At 68.4% G+C, this 20,109-nt stretch carries 22 protein-coding genes and 2 tRNA genes; 7 read left to right on the top strand and 17 right to left on the bottom strand.

Annotated elements, in window-relative coordinates; genetic code table 11:
* Positions 1-14 precede the first annotated feature (14 nt).
* A complete protein-coding gene (gene cofC / locus E0H92_RS30210; RefSeq protein ID WP_131498650.1) occupies positions 15-686 on the top strand; it encodes a 2-phospho-L-lactate guanylyltransferase in 672 nt (223 codons plus the stop codon).
* Between the two features lies 1 nt (position 687).
* On the top strand, positions 688-906 hold the full coding sequence (locus E0H92_RS30205) for a hypothetical protein (RefSeq protein ID WP_131498649.1): 219 nt from the start codon (positions 688-690) through the stop codon (positions 904-906).
* 92 nt (positions 907-998) lie between these two features.
* Here E0H92_RS30205 and E0H92_RS30200 read toward each other — a convergent pair whose 3' ends face one another.
* The 4 genes from E0H92_RS30200 to leuC all read right to left on the bottom strand — a co-directional run bounded on the left by E0H92_RS30200 (position 999) and on the right by leuC (position 5,193).
* Positions 999-1,568: an HU family DNA-binding protein gene (locus tag E0H92_RS30200; RefSeq protein ID WP_131291739.1), complete on the bottom strand. Its 570-nt coding sequence runs from the start codon at positions 1,566-1,568 to the stop codon at positions 999-1,001.
* A 158-nt stretch (positions 1,569-1,726) separates the two neighbouring features.
* Positions 1,727-2,893, bottom strand: a complete 1,167-nt coding sequence (gene corA, locus E0H92_RS30195) for a magnesium/cobalt transporter CorA (RefSeq protein ID WP_131463853.1) — start codon at positions 2,891-2,893, stop codon at positions 1,727-1,729.
* 261 nt (positions 2,894-3,154) lie between these two features.
* The gene (gene leuD / locus E0H92_RS30190; RefSeq protein WP_131463851.1) at positions 3,155-3,754 is read right to left on the bottom strand and encodes a 3-isopropylmalate dehydratase small subunit; all 600 of its coding nucleotides are present in this window, start codon (positions 3,752-3,754) and stop codon (positions 3,155-3,157) included.
* 14 nt (positions 3,755-3,768) lie between these two features.
* Positions 3,769-5,193 (bottom strand): 3-isopropylmalate dehydratase large subunit, encoded by a 1,425-nt coding sequence (gene leuC, locus E0H92_RS30185; RefSeq protein WP_131498648.1) that lies wholly within the window; start codon positions 5,191-5,193, stop codon positions 3,769-3,771.
* A 143-nt stretch (positions 5,194-5,336) separates the two neighbouring features.
* Between leuC and E0H92_RS30180 the strand changes: the two genes are divergently transcribed.
* A complete protein-coding gene (locus tag E0H92_RS30180) occupies positions 5,337-6,056 on the top strand; it encodes an IclR family transcriptional regulator (protein WP_130387568.1) in 720 nt (239 codons plus the stop codon).
* A 5-nt stretch (positions 6,057-6,061) separates the two neighbouring features.
* Here the strand turns inward: E0H92_RS30180 and E0H92_RS30175 are convergent, their stop codons facing one another.
* Positions 6,062-6,451 (bottom strand): VOC family protein, encoded by a 390-nt coding sequence (locus tag E0H92_RS30175; RefSeq protein WP_131498647.1) that lies wholly within the window; start codon positions 6,449-6,451, stop codon positions 6,062-6,064.
* Positions 6,452-6,539: 88 nt separating this feature from the next.
* Here E0H92_RS30175 and E0H92_RS30170 point away from each other — a divergent pair, with 88 nt between their 5' ends.
* Positions 6,540-7,109 carry an HdeD family acid-resistance protein gene (locus tag E0H92_RS30170; RefSeq protein WP_165550107.1) on the top strand — a complete coding sequence of 190 codons (570 nt, stop codon included), beginning with the start codon at positions 6,540-6,542 and terminating at the stop codon, positions 7,107-7,109.
* Here the strand turns inward: E0H92_RS30170 and E0H92_RS30165 are convergent.
* From E0H92_RS30165 to E0H92_RS30145, 5 genes are read right to left on the bottom strand one after another with little or no spacing between them, the layout of a single operon-like run.
* A complete protein-coding gene (locus tag E0H92_RS30165; protein WP_131463843.1) occupies positions 7,085-8,086 on the bottom strand; it encodes a LacI family DNA-binding transcriptional regulator in 1,002 nt (333 codons plus the stop codon). The genes E0H92_RS30170 and E0H92_RS30165 overlap by 25 nt on opposite strands.
* A complete protein-coding gene (locus E0H92_RS30160) occupies positions 8,070-8,987 on the bottom strand; it encodes a nucleoside hydrolase (RefSeq protein ID WP_131463841.1) in 918 nt (305 codons plus the stop codon). The genes E0H92_RS30165 and E0H92_RS30160 overlap by 17 nt, the downstream gene beginning before the upstream one ends.
* Positions 8,988-8,994: 7 nt before the next feature.
* Complete coding sequence (locus E0H92_RS30155; protein WP_131463839.1) at positions 8,995-9,813, bottom strand: carbohydrate ABC transporter permease; 819 nt, start codon at positions 9,811-9,813, stop codon at positions 8,995-8,997.
* The gene (locus tag E0H92_RS30150) at positions 9,810-10,670 is read right to left on the bottom strand and encodes a carbohydrate ABC transporter permease (protein WP_131498646.1); all 861 of its coding nucleotides are present in this window, start codon (positions 10,668-10,670) and stop codon (positions 9,810-9,812) included. The genes E0H92_RS30155 and E0H92_RS30150 overlap by 4 nt, the downstream gene beginning before the upstream one ends.
* Positions 10,667-11,974: a sugar ABC transporter substrate-binding protein gene (locus tag E0H92_RS30145; RefSeq protein WP_131498645.1), complete on the bottom strand. Its 1,308-nt coding sequence runs from the start codon at positions 11,972-11,974 to the stop codon at positions 10,667-10,669. The genes E0H92_RS30150 and E0H92_RS30145 overlap by 4 nt, the downstream gene beginning before the upstream one ends.
* A 153-nt stretch (positions 11,975-12,127) precedes the next feature.
* Between E0H92_RS30145 and E0H92_RS44370 the strand changes: the two genes are divergently transcribed.
* Entirely contained in the window at positions 12,128-12,301 is a 174-nt protein-coding gene (locus E0H92_RS44370; protein ID WP_165550106.1) for an ATP-binding protein, read from the top strand.
* A 446-nt stretch (positions 12,302-12,747) separates the two neighbouring features.
* On the opposite strand, the gene E0H92_RS30140 is transcribed toward E0H92_RS44370, so the two are convergent.
* From E0H92_RS30140 to E0H92_RS30120, 5 genes are all read right to left on the bottom strand, one after another.
* A tRNA-Glu gene (locus E0H92_RS30140) sits at positions 12,748-12,823 on the bottom strand.
* Positions 12,824-12,901: 78 nt separating this feature from the next.
* Positions 12,902-12,973 (bottom strand) — tRNA-Gln (locus tag E0H92_RS30135).
* 118 nt (positions 12,974-13,091) lie between these two features.
* Complete coding sequence (locus E0H92_RS30130) at positions 13,092-14,003, bottom strand: CPBP family intramembrane glutamic endopeptidase (RefSeq protein WP_131463832.1); 912 nt, start codon at positions 14,001-14,003, stop codon at positions 13,092-13,094.
* On the bottom strand, positions 14,003-15,508 hold the full coding sequence (gene gltX / locus E0H92_RS30125) for a glutamate--tRNA ligase (RefSeq protein WP_238173664.1): 1,506 nt from the start codon (positions 15,506-15,508) through the stop codon (positions 14,003-14,005). Before gltX ends, E0H92_RS30130 begins: the two co-directional genes overlap by 1 nt.
* Positions 15,501-16,289 carry a fumarylacetoacetate hydrolase family protein gene (locus E0H92_RS30120; RefSeq protein ID WP_131291714.1) on the bottom strand — a complete coding sequence of 263 codons (789 nt, stop codon included), beginning with the start codon at positions 16,287-16,289 and terminating at the stop codon, positions 15,501-15,503. The genes gltX and E0H92_RS30120 overlap by 8 nt, the downstream gene beginning before the upstream one ends.
* 40 nt (positions 16,290-16,329) lie before the next feature.
* Between E0H92_RS30120 and E0H92_RS30115 the strand changes: the two genes are divergently transcribed.
* Together E0H92_RS30115 and E0H92_RS30110 are read left to right on the top strand one after the other, a co-directional pair.
* Entirely contained in the window at positions 16,330-16,812 is a 483-nt protein-coding gene (locus E0H92_RS30115; RefSeq protein ID WP_131498644.1) for a GNAT family N-acetyltransferase, read from the top strand.
* Positions 16,809-17,663: a 3-methyladenine DNA glycosylase gene (locus E0H92_RS30110; RefSeq protein ID WP_131498643.1), complete on the top strand. Its 855-nt coding sequence runs from the start codon at positions 16,809-16,811 to the stop codon at positions 17,661-17,663. The genes E0H92_RS30115 and E0H92_RS30110 overlap by 4 nt, the downstream gene beginning before the upstream one ends.
* Here E0H92_RS30110 and E0H92_RS30105 read toward each other — a convergent pair.
* Complete coding sequence (locus E0H92_RS30105) at positions 17,650-18,543, bottom strand: VOC family protein (protein ID WP_131463824.1); 894 nt, start codon at positions 18,541-18,543, stop codon at positions 17,650-17,652. The two genes, E0H92_RS30110 and E0H92_RS30105, sit on opposite strands and share 14 nt — an antisense overlap.
* A gap of 44 nt (positions 18,544-18,587) precedes the next feature.
* Positions 18,588-20,039, bottom strand: a complete 1,452-nt coding sequence (locus tag E0H92_RS30100; RefSeq protein WP_131463822.1) for a carboxylesterase/lipase family protein — start codon at positions 20,037-20,039, stop codon at positions 18,588-18,590.
* Between the last annotated feature and the right edge of the window lie 70 nt (positions 20,040-20,109).

Genomic DNA, 20,109 nt, shown 5'->3' with positions numbered 1-20,109 from the left:
GAGAATCCTGCCTGATGGCAGACCTACAGGTCGCTCCCTGGACCCTGGTGATCCCGGTGAAGCGTACGGCGATCGCGAAGAGCCGGCTCGCTCCGGCCTACCCTCAGCACCGTCCCGAACTGGCCCGCGCGTTCGCTGTCGACACTACTGCGGCCGCGCTCGGTTCTCCCCTGGTGCGGACGGTCCTGGTGGTCACCGACGACCCGCTGGTCGCCGCGGACGTCACCGCCGCCGGCGCGCACGTGGTCCCGGACCTGCCCGCCGCCGGTCTGAACGAAGCCTTGCTGCATGGAGCCACTGTGGCCGCTGCCGAGTTCGGTGGCAACGGCATCGCGGCCCTCTCGGCCGATCTTCCCGCGCTCCGCCCGGCCGAACTGACCGCCGTCCTCGCGGCCTGTACGGCGCCGCGCTCGTTCGTGATCGACCAGCCCGTCACCGGTACGACGTTGCTCGCCGCAGCGCCCGGGGTGGCGCTGGATCCGCGCTTCGGTGTCGGTTCCGCCCTGGCGCACCAGGCGTCCGGGGCGACGCCGATCGAACTGACCGCGATCGAGTCGGTACGACGTGACGTCGACACGGCCGCCGACCTCGCCCACGCCGTACAGCTGGGAGTCGGTCCGGCGACGGCGGACGTGATGTCGCTGGTGCTCGGCGCCGCGACGGGTACCGAGGGTCTAGCCTGCTGACATGCAAGCGCCCAGGCAAGCAACTGTGAGCCGGTACGACGGCGAGACGTTCTCCGGCGCGGTGCTGACGGACACCGGCATCGAGCTCCCGTTCACCGTGCACGCCGTCGCCGACACCCCGGTCCGGCATCTGCGGGTGGGGCAACGGGTGCGGATCGAGACCACCGGTTCGGGTGCAGAGCTCGCGATCACCAAGCTGGACTTCGGTACCCGCCTGTAGTCGGTTGCCCCGAACAACGGCGAAGGCCGGTCAACCCCTGGAGTGGGGTGACCGGCCTTCGCTGTTGTGCGGTTTGCCGCAGTGCGTGAAGATCAGCGAGCGGTGCGCTTCGCCGCGGTCTTCTTGGCGGGGGCCTTCTTGGCCGGCGCCTTCTTCGCGACGACCTTCTTGGCCGGGGCCTTCTTCGCCGGGGCCTTCTTGGCAACGGTCTTCGCCGGAGCCTTCTTGGCGACCGTCTTGGCCGGGGCCTTCTTCGCGACCGTCTTCTTCGCAGCGGCGGTCTTCGTCGCAGCGGCCTTGGCCGGTGCGGCCTTCTTCGCCGGGGCAGCCGCCTTGGTGGCGGTCGCGGCCGGCTTCGGGGCTACCAGCTTCGGCAGCTTCTTGGCGCCGGAGACGACGGCCTTCAGCTCCGCACCCGCGCGGAACTTCGGAACCGTGGTCTTCTTGGCGCGCTTGGTCTCACCGGTCCGCGGGTTGCGCACGATGCGCGCACCACGCTCGATGGCCTCGAAGGCACCGAAACCGGTGATGGCGACCTTGCCGCCCTTCTTGGTCAGCTCGCGCTGGACGGTGTCGATCACCGACTCCAGTGCGTGCTGGGCCTGGCGGCGGTTTCCGTCGAAGTGCACTGCGAGCGCTTCGACCAACTGGCTCTTGTTCACTGCTTCCCTCCGTGAACGTAGGCGTCGAGCACAGCGCTCGATCTCACAGGAACGTTATGGACTCAACACGCCGTTCACAAACACCAACGCGGCAATTCGGCCTTGTTTTAGGCGATTCGTGCCACAATTTCGCCCGTTTGGGCCCGTTGCGGCCGTTTTCAGAGCCAGCCGCGGCGCTTGAAGATCTGGTGCAGACCTCCACACACCAAGGCCATCAGGCCGATCGCGAAGGGGTATCCGTACTCCCAGTGCAGCTCCGGCATCTTGTCGAAGTTCATCCCGTAGACGGTGCCGATCAGCGTCGGGGCGAACAGGATCGCCGCCCAGGCAGAGATCCGCTTCACCTCTTCGTTCTGCTCACTGCTGACCATCGCGAGGCTCTTCATCTCCTCGTTCTGCTGCTGGGCCACCAGGGTCGCGTTCACGGTCAGGATGTCGCGCAGCAACTCCCGGAAGCCGTCGACCTTCTCCACCACTTCGGTCACGTGGTCGGCCACGTCGCGCAGTGAACGTTGCAGTTCCTCGTCGACGCCGTACTTCTGGAACCCGCCGCGGAGCTGCTCGAGCATGCCGATCAGCGGCCGGGTCGCGCGCTGGAACTCGATCACCTCGCGGGACAGTTCGTAGATCCGCCGCGACACCTTCGGATCGCCGCGGAACACCTCGGTCTCGATCTCGTCGATGTCGTTCTCCAGACCGGCGACCACCGGCGCGTACCCGTCGACGACCTTGTCCATGATCGCGTACAGCACCGCCTCGGCGCCGCGGCCGAGGAGTTCGGGGTCGCGTTCGACCCGGCGCCGTACCGCGGCCAGATTGGGCGCTTCGGCGTGCCGGACCGTCACCACGAAGTCCGGGCCGACGAAGACGTGCACCTCACCGAACTCGACCTCCTCGGTCGCGTCCCGGTACCGAGCGGCCTTCAGTACGACGAACAACGTGTCGCCGTACCGCTCCAGCTTCGGTCGCTGATGCGCTTCGTTGGCGTCCTCGATCGCGAGCTCGTGCAGGTCGAACTCCTGCGCCAGCGAGGCGAGTTCGCGGCGGTCCGGCCGGTACAGGCCGATCCAGGCCAGGCTCTGTGGGGAGTCGTGCAACGCGGCGTACGTGTCCGCGAGCGAGTCCGGGGACGCGATCCGGTTGCCGCCGCAGTAGATCGCGCTGTCGACGACGCTGTGTCCCTTGGGCTTCTGATGATCGCGGGACAGCTTCTCGGCCGGCTCGATCGCTGTCGCGGCGGCGGATGCGGCGTGCTTACGGGCGGCGGCACGCAGTGACGGGGTGCGGCTGAACGCGCGAAGCGAACGCAGGCGCAGGTCGGACATGAGTCCTCCAGGTGCGGTGGAAACGTGAGAGTGATGAGCGCACGTCTGCCCGACCGCTACTGCTGGAAGAAAGTCAGTCCCCCACAGGTCGAGCGAGACCCGTATGTCTGGAGGGATCGCTGCTGTTGGTCATGAGCGCCTCACCTCCTCGGTCTCGCAAGCCTTGTTCTGACAACGTTCTTGGCAACCCCAGAAGGGTAACACCAGAGTTATCGCCCCCGCCTACCCAAACGTTACGGGGGCGATAACTCTGCGAGAGCTTCAGGCCTTGGCAGGAAGGGTTGCGGGCTTGAAGGACGGCCGGGTCGCTTCGTAGGCAGCGATCTCGTCCGCGTGCGACAGCGTGATGCCGACGTCGTCCAGACCGTTCAGCAGCCGGTAGCGCGTGTAGTCGTCGATCTCGAACGGCGCCGCGACGTCACCGGCGGAGATCGTCTTGTTCTCCAGGTCGACCGTGACCTTGGTTCCCGGGTCGGCCTCGATCGCGGTCCACAGCTGCTCCACGACCTCCTGTGTCACCAGGGCCGCGAGCAGACCGGCCTTACCGGAGTTCCCGCGGAAGATGTCGCCGAACCGCGACGACACGACGACGCGGAACCCGTAGTCGAGCAGGGCCCAGACCGCGTGCTCCCGGGAGGATCCGGTCCCGAAGTCCGGTCCCGCCACGAGCACCGAGACACCCTCGTACTCGGGCTGGTTGAGCACGAAGGACGGATCGTTGCGCCAGGCCGCGAACAGCCCGTCCTCGAAGCCGGTGCGGGTGACCCGCTTCAGGTACACGGCCGGGATGATCTGGTCGGTGTCGACGTTGCTGCGGCGCAGCGGAGCCGCCGTACCGATGTGCTGGGTGAAGGCTTCCATGATTCCGTTGCTCCTCAGACGTTCGCAGGTACGGCGACGGGCGGCAGGTCGGCCGGAGCGGCCAGGGTCCCGGTGACAGCGGTCGCGGCGGCGACGAGCGGCGACACCAGGTGGGTGCGTCCGCCCTTGCCCTGCCGGCCTTCGAAGTTCCGGTTCGAGGTGGAGGCGCTGCGCTCGCCCGGGGCCAGCTGGTCCGGGTTCATGCCCAGGCACATCGAGCATCCGGCGCCGCGCCACTCGGCGCCGGCGTCCTTGAAGATCGCGTCCAGGCCCTCGGCCTCGGCCTGCAGCCGGACCCGGCCGGAGCCCGGGACGACGAGCATCCGGGTGCCCTCGGCAACCTTCCGTCCGGCCAGTACGCCGGCCGCGGCGCGCAGGTCCTCGATCCGGCCGTTGGTGCAGGACCCCAGGAACACCGTGTCCACGTGGATCTCGCGCAGCGGCGTACCGGCGGTCAGGCCCATGTACTCCAGGGCCCGCTCGGCGGCGACCTTGTCGTTCTCGTTGTCGAAGTCGTCCGGCGACGGCACGGTCGCGGACAGCGGAACACCCTGACCGGGGTTGGTGCCCCAGGTGACGAACGGCGCGATGTCCTCGGCGCGCAGCACGACCTCACGGTCGAAGGCGGCGTCGTCGTCGGTGGCCAGGCTCTTCCAGTACTCGACGGCGGCTTCCCAGTCGACGCCCTGCGGTGCGTGCGGCTTGTCCTTCAGGTACGCGAACGTGGTCTCGTCCGGCGCGATCATGCCGGCCTTCGCGCCCCACTCGATCGACATGTTGCAGATCGTCATCCGGGCTTCCATGCTGAGCGCCCGGATCGCCTCGCCGCGGTACTCGACGATGTAGCCCTGGCCGCCGCCGGTGCCGACCTGCGCGATCAGCGCCAGCACCAGGTCCTTGGCCGAAACGCCGTCCGGCAGTACGCCGTCGACGGTGACGGCCATCGTCTTCGGGCGGGCCTGCATCAGCGTCTGGGTGGCCAGCACGTGCTCGACCTCGCTGGTACCGATGCCGAAGGCAATCGCCCCGAACGCGCCGTGGGTGGAGGTGTGGCTGTCACCGCAGACCACGGTCATCCCGGGCTGGGTCAGGCCGAGCTGCGGGCCGATCACGTGCACGACGCCCTGGTCCGGGTCGCCGAGGGTGTGGATCCGGATGCCGAACTCCTCGGCGTTCTTGCGCAGCGTGTCCACCTGCGTCCGCGACACCGGGTCGGCGATCGGCTTGTCCACGTCGTACGTCGGGACGTTGTGGTCCTCGGTGGCGATGGTCAGATCCGGACGGCGGACCGGGCGGTTCGCCAGCCGGAGCCCGTCGAACGCCTGCGGACTGGTCACCTCGTGCACCAGGTGGAGGTCGATGTACAGGAGGTCGGGCTCTCCGTCGGCATGGCGCACGACGTGCGCATCCCAGACCTTTTCCGACAACGTCCTACCCATCAGACTCTCCTCCTTGGATACTTTTCCCACCCCACCACCCCGGTCGCGAGATGGTTGCGTGCTGAGTGCTTTCGCTCACAGTGCTCTCGATTGGGCGGCTGAAGCGACTTGCGTTCCACGATTCGAGACGGCAGTATCGTCTCATGGACAACTCTAGCGGAGTCGGCGTTCTCGACAAAGCAGCTCTCGTTCTGTCCGCACTCGAGTCCGGACCGGCGACCCTGGCCGGACTGGTCGCGGCGACGGGGCTGGCGCGCCCGACGGCACATCGTCTGGCGGTAGCGCTCGAGCACCACCGCCTGGTCGGCCGCGACATGCAGGGACGCTTCGTGCTCGGCCCGCGACTCAGCGAGTTGGCCTCCGCGGCCGGTGAGGACCGGCTGCTCGCGACCGCCGGCCCGGTGCTGGCGCGACTGCGGGACATCACCGGTGAGTCGGCGCAGCTGTTCCGCCGCCAGGGTGAGTACCGGGTGTGCGTCGCCGCCGCCGAGCGTCCGTCCGGTCTGCGTGACACCGTCCCGGTGGGCAGCCAGCTGACCATGGCGGCCGGGTCGGCCGCTCAAATACTGCTTGCGTGGGAAGACCCGGAGCGGATGCACCGCGGTCTGCACAACGCCTCGTTCAACGCGGCCGCACTGGCCGGCGTACGTCGTCGCGGCTGGGCGCACTCGGTCGGCGAACGCGAGCAGGGCGTCGCGTCGGTCTCCGCTCCGGTCCGCTCCCCCAGCGGCAAGGTGATCGCCGCCGTCTCGGTCTCCGGCCCGATCGAACGCCTCTCCCGGCAGCCCGGCCGGATGCACGCCCCCGCCGTCATGGCCGCCGCCGAACGCCTCTCCGAGGCCCTCCGCCGCGCCTCCGAGTAGCAGCTTCAGGCCGACGGCCAGCCGCCGTACGGGACCGTGAGGATCTCGAGTCTGTGCCCGTCGGGGTCGTCCCAGTAGAGGCCGCGCCCGCCGTCGTTGGTGTTGATCTCGCGCTCCTGCCGATGGAACGGGTCCGCCCAGTAGGTCAGCCCCCGCTCGACGATCCGCGCGTGAATCTGGTCGAACTCGTCCTCACTCACCAGAAACGCGTAGTGCTGCGTCCGCGGCTGCCCGCCGGCGTCAGCAAAGTCCAACGAGGTCCCGTTCGCGAGTTGAACGACCGCGAACGGCCCGTAACTGCTCGGTTCCCCGAGCCCCAGGATGCCGGCCAGAAAGCGTGCCGACGCCTCTTTGTCGCTGGAATTCACGATCGTGTGATTGAACTCGACGGCCATGCCCTCAGGCTACTCGCGCCGCGGGTGATTGCCGTGAGTGAGCAATCGGATCACCATGAGGAGAACGAACGCCTCGAGGAGGACCGATATGGAGCGGGAGTGGTTGACGCTGGGGTGGAAGATGCTGCTCGTGCGTGGCGCGATCGGCATCGTGTTCGGGATTCTCGCGATCGCCTGGCCGATCTCCACGGCGATCGCACTGGCTTTGCTCTGGGGGTTCTGGGCCCTCACCGACGGGATCGGATCGATCGCCCAGGCCTTCCAGCCGGAGGCGAAGGGCAGCCGGCTGTTCCTGGTCACCCTCGGGGTGATCGCCTTGATCGCGGCGTTCTTCGCGATCACCAGCCCGGGGATGACGGCGAAGACGCTGACCTGGATCCTCGGGATCTGGCTGATCATCCGGGGCATCTTCGAGTTCGCCGGCGCCTTCAGCAGTCACCAGGTGATGCCACGCTGGCTGCTACTGCTGAGCGGACTGCTCTCGATCTTCATCGGCGTGCTCTTCGCCGCCAACCCGGGCGCCGGCGCGGTGACCGTTGCGACGCTCCTCGGCGTGACAGCCATCGTCTGGGGCGCCGTACTGATCGGTGTCGGTCTGTCCGTACGGCGAGCGCTGCCGCAACCGGGGGCGTCTCAGTCCGACCCAACGCCTGCCTGACAACCACACGACGTACTCGGGACCAGTTCGTAGTCGAGGACGTGGCGGGCTGCGGGCGGATTGGTGCGGTCGAGCAGTAGTTCGACCGCCTGGCGTGCGGTTTCCTCGATGGGCTGGCGGACGCTGGCGAGCGGCGGGATCGTCACGGTGCACTCGCTGGTGCCGTCGAAGCCCATCACGGCGACGTCGTCAGGCACCTGCAGCCCGGCCTCCCAGGCAGCGAACAGTACGCCGAACGCCTGCTCGTCCGTCGAGCAGTAGATCGCCCGCGGCGGGCGCTTCTGCGCGAACCACGGGCGTACGGCGTCCCGCGCGGCGAACCGCGACACGGGCGACGCGACGTACCGCGCCGAGGCTCGTGGGTGTGCCTTCAGCGCGCGTTCGATGCCGCTGCGGTGTTCCGCCGTACCGGGTGAATCCTCGGGACCGGTGACGACGCCGAGGGTCCGGTAGCCGTGTGACAGCAGATGGTCCGCCGAGGTCTCCGCGGCCGCGACGTAGTCGATCGAGAGCGTGGAGACCGTCACTCCGTCGGGCACCGGATGCAAAGCGACAACGGGTACGCCGGCGGTCGCGAAGCGCTGGATCGCCGGCGCGACGAGCAGCGAGACGAGGACGACGCCGTCGACCTTGCGTTCGATGAACGACCCGATATGGGCCGACTCCTGTTCCGGGTCGCCGGCCGAGTCGCCGATCAGCAGCAGGTGGTCGTGCTGCCGCGCGTAGTTCTCCAGGTGTTCCGCGAGCGTGGCGAAGTACGGGTTGCGGATCTGCGGGATGAGTAGTCCGAGCGAGTACGTGCGGCCCGCGCTCAGCGCCCGGGCGAGGATGTTCGGCCGGTACTCCAGTTCCGCCGCGGCCTCCAGCACGCGCCGGCGGGTCTCCGCCGACACGGGCCGGGGGCCGTTGTTGAAGACGTAGCTGACGACCGCCGTGGACGTGCCGGCGCGTTCCGCGACGTCACGTGCGGTCGCCATCGATCTCCCCACGAGCCACAGCGTATGCCGTCCCCGCGGCCACGATCCGCGCCGTGATCTCCTCGGCCACGTGCTCGGCCTCTACCGCGGTGACGATCCGCACGGTGCCGTCCGCATCAGGCGCGAACGTACTGTGCCCCGCGCGCTCTCCCCCGACCTCGATCGTCACCCGCCCGAGCTTGGAGAACGTGAACAGTTCCGGGCGACTCAGCGCGAGTACCGCGACCGGGTCGTGCGGCACGTTCCACGTCTCGTTCCAGTACGCCCACCACTGCTCGATGTCCGCCCCGAGCGCGGCACCGAGCGGGCCAGCGGCGCGGATCCGCTCCAGTCGCGCCGCCTCGATCGCGACCTGCTGGGTGATCTCCAGGCCGGTGATCGTGGTCGGGATCCCCGCGTTCAGCACGGCCTGCGCGGCCACGTCGTCGGACTTGAAGTTGTGCTCGCACACGTCGTCGCCGAACGAGCCACCCATCACCCACAGGTGCCGGATCCACCAGGCCGCCTGCGGTTCGAGGGCCAGTGCGGCCGCCACGTTGGTCAGCGGACCGATCGCAGCCACGTCGAGCTCACCAGGTTGCTCGCGGAGCCGTGCGACCAGTCGTTCGGGCGCGGTGTCGGCGCTGATGGTTTCCTCGGACAGGGCGTCGTGCAGCGTGCCCTCATGCCCGGCCCACCAGACCTCCCGCCCCGACAACGGTTCAGCGAGCCCCGGTACGACGTCCAGTGAGCGGCCCGCGAGTACGCCGTACCGTCGAGCCAACTGGGCCCGCAGCCGCGTGTCGCCGTACACGGTGTGCACCTCGACGAGGTCGATCTCCGGGCTGCCGAGGAGCTGGGCGAGCGCCATGGCGTCGTCGACGTCGGACCCGATATCGGTGTCCAGGATGAGGGAGCGCATGTTCTCCTTACTTGAGCCCGGTACTCGACACGGACTGGACGAAGTACCGCTGGAAGCCGGCGATGACGACCAGCGGAATGACGGTGAGGACCACGGCGCCCGCGAACACGAGACCGTAGTCGGTGAAGTTCTGGCCTTGCAGGTTGGACAGCGCGACCGGGCCGAGGATGTGCTCGGCGTCGGTGCCGATCAGCAGCGGCCAGACGTAGGCCTGCCACTGGAAGAGGAACAGCATCAGGCCGGCGCCGATCAGCGCGGGTTTCGACAGCGGCAGGTAGATCCAGCGGAACACCCCGAACCAGCCGAGCCCGTCGAGCCGCCCGGCCTCGACCAGTTCGGCCGGGATACCGAGGAAGAACTGCCGCAGCAGGAAGATCGCCATCCCGTTGCCGATCCCCGGCAGCACCAGACCCGCGAACGTGTTGGTCAGCTGCCAGTCCCGGAACATCGTCGACAGCGGGATCGCGATCGCGTCGAACGGCACCAGGAAGCTCAGTACGACGATGCCGAACACGAGCCCGCGCCCGCGGAACTGGAACGCCGCCAGCCCGAAGGCCGCGGTCGCGCAGACCGCGAGGCCGATGACGACGGTGGCCGCGCTGACCAGGATCGAGTTGAGTGTCGCGCGACCGATCGGGCTGTCCAGCAGCGCGGAGTAGTTGGTGAGGGTGGGACGCAGCTCGAGGAATGTCTGCCAGGACAGCGGACTGAGGTTGGCGAAGGTCTCCGAGCCGGGGCGCAGCGAGTTCGTGACGACCCAGAGCAACGGCAGGAAGAACAGAATGCCGACGGCGCCGCCGAGCACCGAGAGGCTCACCCGCTTCACTGGTCACCTCGCAGCAGCCGGAACTGCGCGGCCACGATCGCCAGCGTCAGCGCGACCAGGATGACGACCTCGGCCTGCGCGACGTGGATGTCGCCGATCGCGTACGCGCGGCTGTAGACGTCGTACATCAGCAGATTGCTGTTGCCGTTCGGCCCGCCCTTGGTGAGGATCTGCACCGGCGCGAACACGAGCAGGTTCGACACCGTGTCGGCGACCAGGACGAACGCGAGCGGGCGCCGTACCAGCGGAAGGACGACGGAGATCATCCGCCGCCACGGACCCGCGCCGTCGAGCAGCGCGGCCTCGCGGACCTCTTCCGGGACCTCCTGAATCCCCGCGATCAGGAACAGCATCCAGTACCCGACGCCGATCCAGGACAGCAGGACGATCAGCGACGGCAGCACCTGACCCGGCGAGGTGAGGAACGGCTGCGCCGGCAGACCCAGCCGTTCCAGTACGCCGTTCGCCAAGCCGTCGGGCCGGTAGATGACGCTCCAGATCACTGCCGACACCGCAGGCGGGGTGGCTATCGGCAGGATCACGAGCGTGCGCCAGAGCCGCGCGCCCGCGGCCCGCTGGGTGAAGAGGACCGCGAGCAGGAACGAGACCGCGACCTGGATCGGGTTCACCAGCACGGTGAAGAGCAGCGTCACACCGACCGACTGCCGGAAGTCCTTGTTCGACAGCAGATCCGTGTAGTTGCCGAGGCCCGCGAACACCCGCCCGCCGCGCAGCAGGCTCTCGGTGTAGAAGCTCTCGACCACGGCCGAGATTGCCGGGACGATCCGCAGTACGGCGAGACACACCAGCGCGGGCGCCAGGAACGCGAGAGCGATCAGCCCTTGCCTCTGCTTCACTTAATGGACTTCCAGGCGTCGGTGAGCTGGCGAGTTGCCTCCTGCAACCGCGCGTCCGAGTTCGTCCCGTTGCGGATGTCCGCGAACGCCTTCCCCATCACTTCCTCGAACTGGATGTACCCGACACTCACCGGCCGCGACACCGCCGTGTGCTCACTCTCGTACGTCGTGATCGCGGCCGCCCCGGCCGTCTTCGCACCGGAGAAGGTGTCCATCTGCGGGGTGTACTGCTTCTGCGCCTCGAGGTTCGCCGGGATGATCGTCGTCGTCTTCGTGGTGGCCAGGTTGCCGGCCGGGTCCAGCGTCGCGAACTCGACGAACTTGCGCGCCATCCCCTGCTGCTTCGACGCCGGGTTGACGCCCAGCGACCACGAACCGGTCGGCGTGACCGGCTTGCCGCCCTGGAAGTACGGCATCGGGGCGACTCCCCAGTCGATCTTCGAACTGCCGAAGATCTTCAGGTCCCACGGCCCGCCGACGAAGAACGCGACGTCACCGGCCGCGAACACCGGGCCGGTCTGGAACCCGCCGATGCCCCGCGGCGACAGTCCGCTCGCGAACGTCGCGCCGTACCACTGCATCGCCTTCTTCCAGCCGTCGGTCTCGACCGCCGGCGTGAGGGCGTCGTCGCCTTCGATCCCGGATCCGCCGCCGAGCGATTCGGCCAGCGGCTGCAGCTGGTAGTACGCCTCGGGCTGCTCCAGGAACAGGCCGTACTTCGTCCCGCCCGACTGCATCGCCTTCCGGCCGGCGGCCTCGACCTGCTCCCAGGTCCAGCGCTGCTCCGGGTCCGCGGTCGGCGGCGTCACCTTGGCCTTCGCGAGCGCGGTCTTGTTGTAGAAGAGGAACTGCGTCGAGTTCCACATCGGCAACGACCAGAGCTTGTCGCGGAAATGATTGGTCTTGTACGCCGTCGCGCTGAACGACGTCTTCACCTTGGCGTCGAGGTCGCTGAGGTCGGTGAGGAACCCCTTCGCGGCGAGCTGCGAGACCCGCGGTTCGTCGACCGTGTAGACGTCGATCCCGGTGTCCTTCGCGCTCAGCCGCTGCTGCATGGTCGCGTTGAACTGGTCGAACGGGATCTGGGTGTAGGTCACCTTGATCCCCGGGTTCTTCGCCTCGAAGGCCTTGATCACCGGCTGGTACGTCTCGGCGTTGTCGGTCCCCGTGAACGTGATCGTCCCGGTCTCAGGACCAGGGTCGGTCGTTGCCTGGCCGCCGGACCCGGACGAGCCACCACAGCCGGCCAGCAGCAGGGCCGCGGCAACCGCCACGGCCGGAAGAGCGAAGAGGTTACGCCGCACAGCGTTCCCCTTTCCACGAGCAGGAGAGGTCTAAGCGGTTAGACTCTAAGCGCTTAGACCTCGAGGTGTCCAGCACCTGATTCTCGGGGTGATTCCAAGCAGAAGCAGGCCGACCGGTCCGGAGCTCGGGTCAACTCGGTCGAGTCCGCGATCGTGGACGGTGACGCCCGGCAACTGGATCGGCTGGTCCGCAACTTGATCGACAACGCGATGCGGCATGTACGGACAGCGGTCACCGTGCGGATCGAGGAGCAGGCCGGGTACGTCGTACTGCAGGTCGACGACGACCGTAGTAACGGCTCTTGTGATGCATGTGTTGGTGGGTAGGGCCGATCCGGCGACCTCCCACCCGCCGCCCCAGAGCCACCACCCCCGTCATGACAGCTGGGGTTATCCGGCTCTTGTCCGCGGTACCCAGTTCCTGTCTCCCGCCCTCGGCAACCTGTTGGTTTGGTTCCGGACTGGGGACTGCACGACGGGTAGCGGCCGACCACCGCGGCGACGGCCGGGCGACGGAGCGGGCGACGGATGCGGGGCGTCGGGACAGGCGCTGGTGGCTGGGGGCAGGTAATACCAGGTGCCGACCCACGACTACCTGTCGCACGGCCGCGGAACTGGCTGATCACCACCCACACATCGGACAGAAGAGCCGAAATTGCTCACGGCCACGACAGCACGCCGACCGCCGGTGAAGCTCCCGGCGGCGCCCGCTTCACGCTGAGGCTGAGCACAACGAAAACGCCTCCCACCGAATGATGGGAGGCGCTCGACTCTGGTAGCCCCGACGGGATTCGAACCCGCGCTACCGCCTTGAGAGGGCGGCGTGCTAGGCCGCTACACAACGGGGCCAGAGGTGTGTCATCCGGTCCTGACGGGCCGGGCAACGAGGTTGAACTCTACCGATTTTCACCGGTGCGGTCCAATCCGCTGGGGTACTAGGACTCGAACCTAGACTAACTGAACCAGAATCAGACGGGCTGCCAATTACCCCATACCCCAAAGGCATTTCACTGGGTCGAGAGTTTGTTTCCGCCCTCATCAACCCGGCTCGGAGAGCTTACCCGAGGCAGGGACCGGACAGCAAAACGGGCCCCCTCGCGGCGGGTTGTCACTCCCGTCACACCCGTCCCGGGCCACTGACCGGCACCGCGGTCAACGGCAGCTCGGACGTCGCGGCCAGCTTCATCCGGCCGGACAGCCACCACGCGATCGCGCCGAATGCCGCGAACTTCACCACATCGATCGTCACCAGCGGCCAGGGCGCGTCCTTCACGCCGAGGCTCGCCCCGACCGTGTCGGTCATCGCCGCGAACACGAAGGTGACCACGTTGTTGGCAGCGTGCGACGCGATCCCGGCCTCCAGTCCGCCGGTCCGGACGACGAGCAGGCCGGCGATCAGGCCGAACGCGAGCCGGTCGACGAACAGCGCCGGGCTCTGCCACGGCCAGATCCCGTGCGCGGCGGTGAACAGCACGCCGGTGACGACCACGGCCACCAGCGACGTCCGCACGAACGACCCGACGGCCTGCAGCAGGTACCCGCGGAAGAAGTACTCCTCCCCCGCGGCCTGGATCGGCGAGGTCAGCAGCGTGACCGCGATGATCGCGATCGCGTCCGGCGCCATGCCGCCGCCGTGGCGTTCGCCCGTGGCGAGCGGGACGTCCCCGATCTGGATGATCGCGAACGCGATCAGTTCGAGCACGACCGAGATCAGCGCGAACCACGCCAGCGGACGCCACCGCAGCCGGCCGACGACCGACGACAGCAGGCCCGGGGTCTGCTTGTTCAGCCCGCGCGCGACCAGCACCGACAGCGGGATCAAGGTGATCAGGGTCAGGTTGACGCCCAGGAGGCCGAACCAGGACAGCGTGCCCTCGGCGTCCTTGTGGATCGCGAGTTGCACCCCCTGGATCACGACGCCGGCGATCATCCAGCCGACCAGGATCGTGAACGAGCCCAGGACGACGAACGCGCGCGGCGTGGCGTCGTTGTCGAGCAGCCGCTGGTACGGCGTCGTCTGCTTGCTCATCACGTCGTACGGCGGGCGCGGTCGAGCCGGTGCAGGGACTTCTCCCGCCCGAGCAGTTCCAGGGACTCGAACAGCGGCGGCGAGATCCGGCGACCGGAGATCGCCACCCGGACCGGCCCGAACGCGTTCTTCGGTTTCAGCCCGAGCCCGTCGATCAGCGACGCCCGCAGCGCCGCCTCGATCGCCTCGGTGGTCCACTCGACGTCGGCGAGCGCCTTGGCGGCGGCGTCCAGGACGGCGGTCGCGTCCCCGGTCAGCACCTTCGCGGCGGCGTCCGGGTCGACCGTGAACCGGTCCTCGGAGACGAACAGGAACCCGAGCATCTCCTCGGACTCCGACAGCGTGTCCATCCGCTCCTGCACGAGCGGTACGGCGGCCCGCAGTACCGCGAGGTCCTCCGCGGACGGCGGCTCCGCAAGCACCCCGGCCGTGGTCAGGAACGGGATCATCCGCTGCGCGAACTCGTCCTGCGGCAGCAGCCGCATGTGCGCGGCGTTGATCGCCTCGCACTTCTTCGGGTCGAAGCGGGCCGCGTTCGAGTTCACCTTGCGGATGTCGAACGCCTCGACCATCTCCGCCATCGTGAACACGTCACGGTCCTCGGCGATCGACCAGCCGAGCAGCGCCAGGTAGTTCAGCAGGCCCTCGGGCAGGAACCCGCGGTCGACGTACTCCGTCAGCCCGGATCCCTTGTCCCGCTTGGACAGCCGCTTGTTGCCCTCGCCCATCACGAACGGCAGGTGCCCGAAGCGCGGCGTCCGGCCGCTGCCGACGCCGATGTCCGCGAGCGCCTCGTACAGGGCGATCTGGCGCGGCGTCGACGGCAGCAGGTCCTCGCCGCGGAGCACGTGGGTGATCTCCATCAGCGCGTCGTCGACCGGGTTCACCAGCGGGTAGAGCGGGTAGCCGTTCGCGCGGACCAGGACGTAGTCGCCGAGGTTCTCCGGCAGAAACGTGATCTCGCCGCGGACCAGGTCGTCGAACACGATCGGGTGGTCCGGCATCCGCAGCCGCACCACCGGGCGCCGGCCTTCGTCGACGTACGCCTGGACCCGCTCGGGCGTGAGGTTGCGGCAGTGGCCGTCGTACCCGCTGTGCTGGCCGGCCGTGCGGGCCGCCTCGCGACGCTGGTCGAGCTCCTCCTGCGAGCAGTAGCAGTGGTACGCCCTGCCCGCGGCCATGAGCTTCGCGACCACGTCGGCGTAGAGGTCCATCCGCTCGGACTGCAGGTACGGACCGAAGTCACCGCCGGCCTCGGGGCCCTCGTCCCAGGTCAGACCGAGCCAGCGCAGAGCGTCGTACGTGTAGCGGTAGCCCTCGGCGGTGTTCCGCGCCGTGTCGGTGTCCTCGATGCGGAGCACCAGCTTGCCGCCGAAGTGCCGGGCGAAGGCCCAGTTGAACAGCGCGCTGCGGATGTTGCCGACGGTCAGCAGACCCGTCGGTGACGGTGGGAACCGGACGCGCACCTCATGCGGCTCGAGATCGCCCAGCACGGGGTCAGTCACGCACGATCACCTTGTTCGTCAGGGTTCCGAGGCCCTCGACGCTGACCGAGACCTCGTCACCGGGCAGCATCGGGCCGACTCCGGCCGGGGTGCCGGTCAGCACCACGTCACCGGGCAGCAGCGTGGTGAAGGAGGTGATGTAGGCCAGCACCTCGGGGATGTCGAAGATGAACTGGGAGGTGCGCCCGTCCTGCTTGGGCTCGCCGTTCAGCTCGGTGCTGACCCGGACGTCGGACGCGTCGAACTCGGTGCTGATCCACGGGCCGAGCGGGCAGAACGTGTCGTACCCCTTGGCCCGGGCCCACTGCCCGTCGCTCTTCTGCAGGTCGCGCGCGGTCACGTCGTTCGCGACCGTGTAGCCGAAGATCACCTCGTTGACCCGCTCCTTGGGCAGGTCCCGGCAGATCCGGCCGATCACGATCGCGAGCTCGCCCTCGAAGTGCAGGTCGTTGGTCTGCTCCGGGTAGACGATGCCGTCCCGCGGGCCGATCACGCTGGTGTTCGGCTTCAGGAAGATCATCGGCTGCTGCGGTACGTCGTTGCCGAGCTCCGCGGCATGTGCCGCGTAGTTGCGGCCGACGCAGACCACCTTGCTGCGCGGGATCACCGGCGCCAGCAGCCGGACGTCCGCGAGCTGCAGCTTCTCCCCGGTGAACTGCGCCGACCGGTAGAGCGGGTCCGAGTCGAGAACGTTGACAGTACCGACGAGCCCTTCGGGGTCGTCGGTCTCGACGACGCCGTACTTCGGTTCGTCGTCCACGGAGAATCTGGCGATACGCACGGGCCGAGCCTACAGAAGCATGAGATGAGACAGTTATGCGGTGACTGTTGAGATCCGGGTTGCCCTTCCTGCGGAGTACGACGCTGTGGGCGAGCTGACCGTGGAGGCGTACTCGCACGACGGCTTCGTTCGTGGTGAGTACGCGATGACGCTCCGTGCAGCCGCGGACCGCGCCGCGAAGGCGGAGCTGTGGGTCGCGGTGGACTCGTCCGGCCTGCTGGGCACTGTCACCTACTGTCCCGTCGGGTCGGTCTATCGGGAGATCGGGCTCGACGACGAGGGCGAGTTCCGGATGCTCGGTGTGGCCGGTCGCGCGCGGGGTCTGGGGGTCGGGACCTTGCTGACCGAGCGCTGCATCGCGCGGACCCGTGAGCTCGGGCAGCGGCGGATCGTGCTGAGCAGCGCCACGTACATGACCGCCGCCCACCGGATCTACGAGCGCCTTGGGTTCACCCGCCTCCCGGAGCGCGACTGGTCCCCCATCCCAGGCGTCGACCTGTACGCGTACGCCCTGGACCTATGAAGACGCTGACTGCCACCGAGTGGTCCTCGTACGCCGCCGATCACGCCGCACGCGTCGACGTACTGCTGGCCGATCACCTGGACCGGCGCCGCCGCCGGGAACCACATCCGGTCGAGGACTTCCTCTTCACCTATTACCCGACCCGCCCGAACCAGCTCCGCGTCTGGCATCCCGGGCCGGGCGTGCGGTTGCTGGACGCCGCGTCGTACGACGGCCGCCGTGGCTACCAGGTCGTCGACGGGACCGCATCGCTCGATCCCGCCGAGATCACCCGGCGCTCCGACAGCATCACCTGGATCCGCCGGCTGCTGTCCGCCACGCTCGATCGGCAACCCCAGTTCGGCTGCTTCGGGCTGCACGAATGGGCGATGGTCTACCAAACTCCCGACGTACGCCACGACTCCTGGCCGCTGCGATTAGGTGCTGAAGGCACCGATCAGGTGGTGGAGTCGCACAAGATCGCCTGCTCGCACTTCGACGCCTTCCGCTTCTTCACCACCCCCGCGCGCCCACGCAACGTCCTGCAACCGACCCGCGAAACGCAACCCGTCCTGGAGCAAGGCGGCTGTCTGCACGCGAACATGGACCTCTACAAGTGGGCGACCAAGCTGATGCCCTTCACCCCCAGCTCCCTGCTCCTGGAGTGCTTCGAGCTCGCCCGCGACATCCGCACCCTCGACATGCGCGCCTCGCCGTACGACCTGGCCGCCCTCGGCTACTCCCCCGTCCGCATCGAAACCCCCGACGGCAAAGCCGAATACACCACCGCCCAACGCACCTTCGCCGACCGCGCCCGCCCCCTCCGCCACCAACTCACAACCCTCTGCGACGAACTCCTCAAGCCGCGGTGAACGACACTGCGGAGCCGGCCCCGTGGCTGGCAGGCACCACAACGATGTCGCCGGCCACGTCGAACGGAACGTCGCGGTCAGCCAGCAGATCACGGGTCGTGTCCAGGCTCGTCACGGCGACAGTGAAATTCACCAGGGACGGAACGGCGGGCAGTTTGGCTCCGGGGACGAGGGCCGGCAGCGCGTCCGGCGACACCACCCGCACCCGCGACAATCCCAGGTCGACCGTCCACACGTCGCCGGCGCGCGTGCAGTCATGGCCGGTGTACTTCGCGTACAGCGCCGCGTACCGCTGTGGGTCGTCGCCACAGACGGTGATCTCGACGACGTCGACGGCGCCGTTGGCGTGGTGCTGGTAGCGCTCCTGGAAGATCCGCTCCGGGGTGAGGTGCTGTGCCATCTGCACGAGGGCCTCAGGGTTGGCCTCGGGCGGGAAGCCCATCGCCAGGGCCCGCATGGGCTTCGGGCCTTCGTCCGTGTCGACCATCCGCTGGTACGGGTGGACTCCTCGCGTGGGCACGCCCTCGGCGACCAGCCGCTCGTGCACGGACTCGATGTCGTCGGTACCGAAGTGCATGACGTGCAGTCCCTCGTAGCGCGACAGCGGCCGGTCCAGGTTGTACGGGCCCTTCTGCTCCGGCGTGACCTCGGCCCAGCGCGACGGGTCGACGATCGCCAGTACTTCCAGGTAGTTGTGGGTGAAGACGGCGGTCCGGTTCCCGGCGCCGATCAACTCCGGCTCGCCGTCGGGCCGCAGCTTGATCTGCGGCACCGTCAGCGGTGTGAACGAGAACCCGAGGTCCTCGTACTGCCCGATCACGGCGTCCAGGTCGCGGCCGATCAGCCCGACGTGGTGCAGGACGTTGGCGTCCGCGGTCATGGTCTTACCTGCCTTTCGTCAAATTGGTTGTCATCGGCAACGGGTCACAGGTCGAGGCCGACGGGGTCGCGGACGACGCCGGACCGGGTATCGAAGATCATCGTGGAGCGACCGTCGTCGTAGCTGGGCCACGGCAGGTCGCCGGCAGGCTCACCGGTGGCGGCGAAGCTCAGCCAGTTGCCGCGAATCCGCGCGGACAGCGCCTCCTGCTCGGCCGGATCGGCGCCGGCCAGCATGGGCGCGGCGGCCCAGGCGTCAGCGGTACCGAAGACCAGCGGCAACTCCAGGCAGTGGCAGGCGCCTAGCGGTGAACCTGCCGGCGCCCAGTCCAGCCGGTAGACCCACACCTTGCATCCCGCGGCGGCAACCGCGTGGGCAAACGAGTGAGCAGGAACGGTGAACCAGCGGTCGGTCATCACGTCCACCAGCACTTCAGCCGCGCTGAGCGCGTCGCGTGGCGTCCGTCCAGTCGGGTCGCTGTCGACGAACTGCTGGACCTGCTCCCGGGTGGCCTCCGCGGCCGCCTGGCCGTAAACCATGGCCCACGCCTCGTCACGGGTCGTACCGACGATCAGCGGGATGCCGGCCTCTGCAGCACCGCGGGCAGCCGCCGACAGCAGCACGTCCGTGGACTCGAACCCGTCTGCGACCGGCAGGTACGGCGGCGCGACGCCACCGAGCACAGCGCTCTCGCGGGCGACCAGCCTCGCGGCGGTCAGCAGCCGTCCCGTCGATTCCCCGGACAGCCGCTGCCGCAGTGCAGCGGAGTCCAACGCCGGATACCCCAGTGCGTCGTGCAGCAACGCCGCATTGCGCTCTGCCTCGCGACTGGTCAGCGGCAGGACCCCGGCAGGCGGGCTCTGAAGAATCGCGCGATGGAACAACTCTCGCGCCCCAGGCATCGTGAGCATCAGCAGCGTGCACAGACCACCAGCGGACTGTCCGAACACCGTCACGTTGTCCGGGTCGCCGCCGAAGGCCTCGATGTTGTCGCGTACCCAGCGCAGTGCCTCGACCATGTCCAGCAGCCCTGCGTTGCCGTCGCCGACTCCGTCGACCCGCAGGTAGCCCAGCGGTCCGAGCCGATAGTTGACGCCGACCACCACCACACCGCCTTCTCGGGCGAGGGTGCTGCCGTCGTACCAGTCCAGCGCTCCGCCCCCACTGGAGAAACCTCCTCCGTGCAGCCACACCATGACCGGACGACGAGCGCCGTCGACGGCCGGCGTCGTCACCGACACCTGCAGACAGTCCTCGCTCTGGTCGGCGCTGAACTCCCCGACCGCGCCGACCAGCCGCGACGGCCCCTGTGGAGCAACCACCGGCCCGCCGGTCGCATCGAGCACGCCCGACCAGGGCACGGCCGGCTCAGGGGCTGCGAACCGCAGCGCCCCCACCGGTGGTTGTGCGTACGGAATTCCGGTGAAGTGCAAGAGCCCACCGGCCTCGGTCCCGCGGACGGCGCCGAGCGGAGTGGCTGCCTCGAAGGTGGTCATGGTGCGGTCCTGACTCACGAGATAGGGTTACAGGCGATCTTCCTTTTACATGTAACACGCTAGTCAGGGG

This window comes from Kribbella speibonae (assembly GCF_004331375.1).
GTDB lineage: Bacteria > Actinomycetota > Actinomycetes > Propionibacteriales > Kribbellaceae > Kribbella > Kribbella sindirgiensis.
The sequence above is the reverse complement of the archived record's forward strand: the minus strand, read 5'-3'. Positions and strand labels throughout refer to the sequence as shown.

Bases quoted from the DNA above. Each gene is read 5' to 3' on its own strand.
- cofC (WP_131498650.1), top strand. From the start codon at position 15: ATGGCAGACCTACAGGTCGCTCCCTGGACCCTGGTGATCCCGGTGAAG.
- E0H92_RS30205 (WP_131498649.1), top strand. From the start codon at position 688: ATGCAAGCGCCCAGGCAAGCAACTGTGAGCCGGTACGACGGCGAGACG.
- corA (WP_131463853.1), bottom strand. From the start codon at position 2,893: ATGTCCGACCTGCGCCTGCGTTCGCTTCGCGCGTTCAGCCGCACCCCG.
- leuD (WP_131463851.1), bottom strand. From the start codon at position 3,754: ATGGAAGCCTTCACCCAGCACATCGGTACGGCGGCTCCGCTGCGCCGC.
- leuC (WP_131498648.1), bottom strand. From the start codon at position 5,193: ATGGGTAGGACGTTGTCGGAAAAGGTCTGGGATGCGCACGTCGTGCGC.
- E0H92_RS30180 (WP_130387568.1), top strand. From the start codon at position 5,337: ATGGACAACTCTAGCGGAGTCGGCGTTCTCGACAAAGCAGCTCTCGTT.
- E0H92_RS30175 (WP_131498647.1), bottom strand. From the start codon at position 6,451: ATGGCCGTCGAGTTCAATCACACGATCGTGAATTCCAGCGACAAAGAG.
- E0H92_RS30170 (WP_165550107.1), top strand. From the start codon at position 6,540: ATGGAGCGGGAGTGGTTGACGCTGGGGTGGAAGATGCTGCTCGTGCGT.
- E0H92_RS30165 (WP_131463843.1), bottom strand. From the start codon at position 8,086: ATGGCGACCGCACGTGACGTCGCGGAACGCGCCGGCACGTCCACGGCG.
- E0H92_RS30160 (WP_131463841.1), bottom strand. From the start codon at position 8,987: ATGCGCTCCCTCATCCTGGACACCGATATCGGGTCCGACGTCGACGAC.
- E0H92_RS30130 (WP_131463832.1), bottom strand. From the start codon at position 14,003: ATGAGCAAGCAGACGACGCCGTACCAGCGGCTGCTCGACAACGACGCC.
- E0H92_RS30110 (WP_131498643.1), top strand. From the start codon at position 16,809: ATGAAGACGCTGACTGCCACCGAGTGGTCCTCGTACGCCGCCGATCAC.
- E0H92_RS30105 (WP_131463824.1), bottom strand. From the start codon at position 18,543: ATGACCGCGGACGCCAACGTCCTGCACCACGTCGGGCTGATCGGCCGC.
- E0H92_RS30100 (WP_131463822.1), bottom strand. From the start codon at position 20,039: ATGACCACCTTCGAGGCAGCCACTCCGCTCGGCGCCGTCCGCGGGACC.